At 64.1% G+C, this 4,329-nt stretch carries 5 protein-coding genes; 2 read left to right on the forward strand and 3 right to left on the reverse strand.

Annotated features, from left to right (window positions below; translation table 11 throughout):
- A partial coding sequence (locus EN879_RS25865; protein ID WP_245493866.1) for an amidase family protein occupies window positions 1–728 on the reverse strand: 728 nt, incomplete at its 3' end.
- Between the two features lie 540 nt (window positions 729–1,268).
- Here EN879_RS25865 and odc2 point away from each other — a divergent pair.
- Both odc2 and EN879_RS25875 read left to right on the forward strand, forming a co-directional pair.
- Entirely contained in the window at window positions 1,269–2,402 is a 1,134-nt protein-coding gene (gene odc2 / locus EN879_RS25870) for an ornithine/lysine decarboxylase (RefSeq protein ID WP_024502712.1), read from the forward strand.
- 153 nt (window positions 2,403–2,555) lie between these two features.
- Window positions 2,556–3,125, forward strand: a complete 570-nt coding sequence (locus EN879_RS25875) for an N-acetyltransferase (RefSeq protein ID WP_063168935.1) — start codon at window positions 2,556–2,558, stop codon at window positions 3,123–3,125.
- Between the two features lie 95 nt (window positions 3,126–3,220).
- Here the strand turns inward: EN879_RS25875 and EN879_RS25880 are convergent, their stop codons facing one another.
- Window positions 3,221–3,529 carry an SCP2 sterol-binding domain-containing protein gene (locus EN879_RS25880; RefSeq protein WP_128337429.1) on the reverse strand — a complete coding sequence of 103 codons (309 nt, stop codon included), beginning with the start codon at window positions 3,527–3,529 and terminating at the stop codon, window positions 3,221–3,223.
- Between the two features lie 173 nt (window positions 3,530–3,702).
- Entirely contained in the window at window positions 3,703–4,218 is a 516-nt protein-coding gene (locus EN879_RS25885) for a hypothetical protein (protein WP_013529757.1), read from the reverse strand.
- Window positions 4,219–4,329 lie beyond the last annotated feature (111 nt).

The following is a 4,329-nucleotide window of genomic DNA, read 5'->3' on the forward strand; positions in this document are numbered from 1 at the left end:
GATGAGGAGAAGCGGATTGCCGGCGTCGCCGGCGCGCCGAAACCCGCGCCCGCCAGCCCCTTCATTCCGGCATATTCGGCCAGCGCCGGGCGGGCGACCAGCCCGTCCAGCCAATCCAGCGCCAGCGGCCGGTCCAACACGTGCTGGTGCGGATCGCGGCCGAGCAGCAGCTTGCCGACGGTCTCGTAGGTCTCGATGTCGTCGGCGAACCAGCCGAACGTGTCAAGGCTCGGCGCCAGCTTCATCGTGCCGTCGAGCGAAATGCGGCCATGCGTGGTGCGCAGCCCGATCAGTCCGCAAAAGCTCGCCGGCGCGCGGATCGAGCCGCCGGTGTCGGAACCAGTGGCGATATCGGCCAGCCTGCCCGCCACCGCCGCCGCCGACCCCGATGAGGAGCCGCCGGTGACGCGGTCGGGTGCCGCCGGGTTCACCGGAAACGAGAAATGCGCATTCTGACCGAACAGCGCGAAGGCGAGCTCGTCGGTCTGCGTCTTGCCGACGAAGCGTGCGCCGGCATCGAGGATCATCTGCACGGCGGGTGCGGTGCGCGAGGCTGCGTGGCTTTCGGCGAATTTTTGCAAATTGCCGCAACCGGTGCGGTAGCCGGCGACGTCGTATATGTCCTTGACGGCCAGCCGCAGGCCGGCCAACGGGCCGAGCTGGGCATGTGCCACGGGCATCTGGCGAAGATCGAGAAAGGCGTTGAGAGGGCCGTGCGTGCCTGTCATCGTTCGATATCCGGATACGGTTGCCGCAACATTGTTCGACGCCAGAAATTTTACAACCTGCGATACGATTTTTATTGATTGTGAAAGTCTTCGCCCTTATATCGCGCTTGCCCAAAGTCGCACGTGCCTGTGGGTGTCCGCCGATCCTCGAATGGTGAGGGAAATCGGTAAGGTAACTGGAGCCAACCCCTCCAGTCGGTCTAGCGGCCAACCGCCAGCCCGAGGACACCTTGAAGCAACGACGGTGCGGGCCTTTCTGGTGTTCTGCCGGTTGTCCAAAAACCGGGGTTACTGAAGAGGCACACCTTCATTGCCGGCAGTGCGGACGGGTCTCCCATCCAAGCCAAGGCAGACAAAGCGAACCGAGGCCGGGCAAGGCCAAGGTTCACCGCCGCGAGACGGCGCTTCATGGTTCCGGGGTCTCCACCGGCTGGTTCCATGGATTTCCGTCCCGCCTTTGTCCACCGCGAGTTCGCGAGGCCGACAGCCCGCGTCCCGCAGCCTTATTGCGCGCCGAAAGGCGCTGATGGAGAGACCCCGATGGCCACCCAGCGCATCCTTGACTTCCTCGCCACCCGACGTCCGACCGGCCCCTGCCTCGTCGTCGACCTCGATGTCGTGCGCGACAATTTCCGCGCCTTCGAGAAGGCGCTGCCCGATTCCAGGATCTACTATGCGGTGAAAGCAAACCCGGCGCCGGAAATCCTGCGCCTGCTTGCTGCGATGGGCTCGTCCTTCGACACCGCTTCCGTTGCCGAAGTCGAGATGGCGATGGACGCTGGTGCACCGGCGGACCGCATCTCCTTCGGCAACACCATCAAGAAGGAGCGTGACATCGCACGCGCCTACCAGCTCGGCATCCGCCTGTTCGCCGTCGATTGCGTCGAAGAGGTCGAGAAGATCGCCCGCGTCGCGCCCGGTGCGCGCGTGTTCTGCCGCGTGCTGACCGATGGCGAGGGCGCCGAGTGGCCGCTGTCGCGCAAGTTCGGCTGCGTGCCGGCGATGGCCGTCGACGTGCTGCGCCATGCCAAGGGGCTCGGCCTCGACGCCTATGGCGTGTCGTTCCATGTCGGCTCGCAGCAGACCGACCTGACCGCCTGGGACCGCGCGCTGGCCGACGCCAAGGTGGTGTTCGCGACGCTCGCCGAGGAAGGCATCGTCTTGAAGATGGTCAATATGGGCGGTGGTTTCCCGACGCGCTATCTGCGTGACGTGCCGGCCGCCCAGGCCTATGGCCAGGCGATCTTCTCGGCGCTGCGCAAGCATTTCGGCAATGCCATTCCGGAGACCATCATCGAGCCGGGCCGTGGCATGGTCGGCAATGCCGGCGTCATCAAGTCGGAAGTCGTGCTGATCTCGAAGAAGGCCGCCAACGACAATGTGCGCTGGGTGTTCCTCGACATCGGCAAGTTCGGCGGCCTGGCCGAGACGATGGACGAGGCGATCCGCTACCCGATCGTCACCGCGCATGACGGCACGGAGACCGCACCTTGCGTGCTCGCCGGCCCGACCTGCGATTCGGCCGACGTGATGTACGAGAAGACGCCCTATCTGCTGCCTTTGTCGCTGACCATCGGCGACGAGGTGCTGATCGAAGGCACCGGCGCCTACACGACCACCTACTCGGCGGTCGCCTTCAACGGCTTCGAGCCTCTCCGATCCTACGTGATCTGACGGCGCTTGCTCAGCGCATTTTCGAACGGCGAACCGGACACAACTTCGCCTGAAAATGCGCTGAGAGAGCCGATCAGATCATCCCAGGTGGGCGACTTTCGTCCACCCGGGCTCGCCTGTGGAACAGATCTCCGCTCGCCAGGGATTACGGAAATGGAAATGCCAGTTGAAATTGGGGGCCACGCACCGGCCTTTGTGATGGTTGCCGAAACCGCCGCCGATGTTGCGGCGCGCGAGGCGTTGCTCGATCGGGCGATGGGGCCGAAGCGCAGGAAAAAGTCGTCGGAGAAGCTGCGGCGTGGCCGGCGGCCCTCGGAAGGCCTGGTCTTCGTCGCCCGCGATGGCTCGGGCGGCGTCGCCGGCACCGTGCGGCTGTGGGACGTCAGGCTGGGCGAGGGCGGTGCGGCTGCGCTGCTGCTTGGCCCGCTTGCCGTCGATCCGTCGCTCAAGAACGCCGGCATCGGCTCGGCCCTGATGCGCCATGCCATCGCCGAGGCGGCACGTCTTGGCCATGCCGCGATCCTTCTGGTCGGCGATGCGCCCTATTACGCGCGCTTCGGCTTCTCGGCCGAGAAGACCGGTTCGCTTGCCATGCCGGGACCCTATGAGCGGCACCGCCTGCTGGCGCTGGAACTGGTGGAAGGCGCGCTTGACGGCGTGCACGGCACGCTGAGGGCGGCCGGCCGCAAGCTGAAGGCGCAGGAATTGATATCGGCGGCCTGAGATACGAAGCCGCCAGCATTTCATGCAAAAACGCCGCCCGAAAAGGCGGCGTTTTTTCGCGATTGGTGGGCGCCACCTTGGGCGCCTGCATGCCTTCAGCCGATCAGCTGGCTGAGCGCCATGGCAACGGTCATGTCGCCTTCGACCTTTATCTTGCCGGTCATGAACGCCATTGTCGGGTTCAGGTCGCCAGCGATCAGCGAATCGAGATCGTCGAGCGAGAGCTTGATGGTGCAGTCGGTGGGTGCATCGGTGTTCGAGACGGTTGCGCCGTCGATGACGATGACGCCGTCGCTGCCGGTGTCGAATTTCACGGAACGATCGAACCCGCTGCTGGCCACGCGCGACTTGATCTTCTCGGCAATCTCCTGAACGCTCACGCTGTTCTCCTTGTCTGGTTGCATCTGTCTCGCAACGGCGCTTCGATCCAGCCGAAGCCCGTGCCGCGGTTTCGCGATCACGGTCGCTGCCGCATATAGCTTTGCGTTGACGTTTACGTCAACGCGAATTCAGGCGGTTGGTTCCTGCCGTTGCGGCAGGCGAGCCTGGAGGAGGCCGGAAATGCGAGCCCGGCAACTCAGTGTTCCTTGAACGCCTTGGTCATTTCGCTCGCCGTCTCGCTTTTCTTGCGGCGCAGCCAGTTGTCGCGGATTTCGTCCTTCGACAGGAAATTGACCTGGTCGATCAGAACCTCATGCACCAAAGGCGCCCCGACACGCGTGTTGACGGTATCGCGGATGGCGGCGCGGAAGGCATCGAGATCGATCGTCGCCTTGTTGGTGAAGTCGATCTGCGGATTGGAATAGAGGTAGGAATAGACCTGGTCGGTGATCAGCGCTTCGGCCGGAATGGACAGTTTCTTGATCTGCTCGGGTTCGACCGTGTAGACAAGCTTGGTCAGGAAATAGCCGCCGATCTCGGAATCGCGGATCAGCGGCACCGAAATGATGTCGGTCTTGACGTAGTCGAGGCCGCCCAGCATCGGCTTCGGCGTTTCGCCGACACCGCGCTCGCCGGCCGCCTGGAAAGAATAGAACACGGCGCCCAGCGTTGCGGCGCAGATCCAGACGGCGATGGCGATGACCTTGATCATCGGGCCTTGTCAGTCCCTTGGTCAGTCCCTTGCAATGGCAACGCGGCACGGCGCCGTTGCCGAGGCAGGATCTCCGATGTGTCGCCTGTGTTCGCCATCACGCCTTTATCC

This window comes from Mesorhizobium sp. M7A.F.Ca.AU.002.02.1.1, from assembly GCF_003998535.1.
Classification (GTDB): Bacteria; Pseudomonadota; Alphaproteobacteria; order Rhizobiales; family Rhizobiaceae; genus Mesorhizobium; species Mesorhizobium ciceri.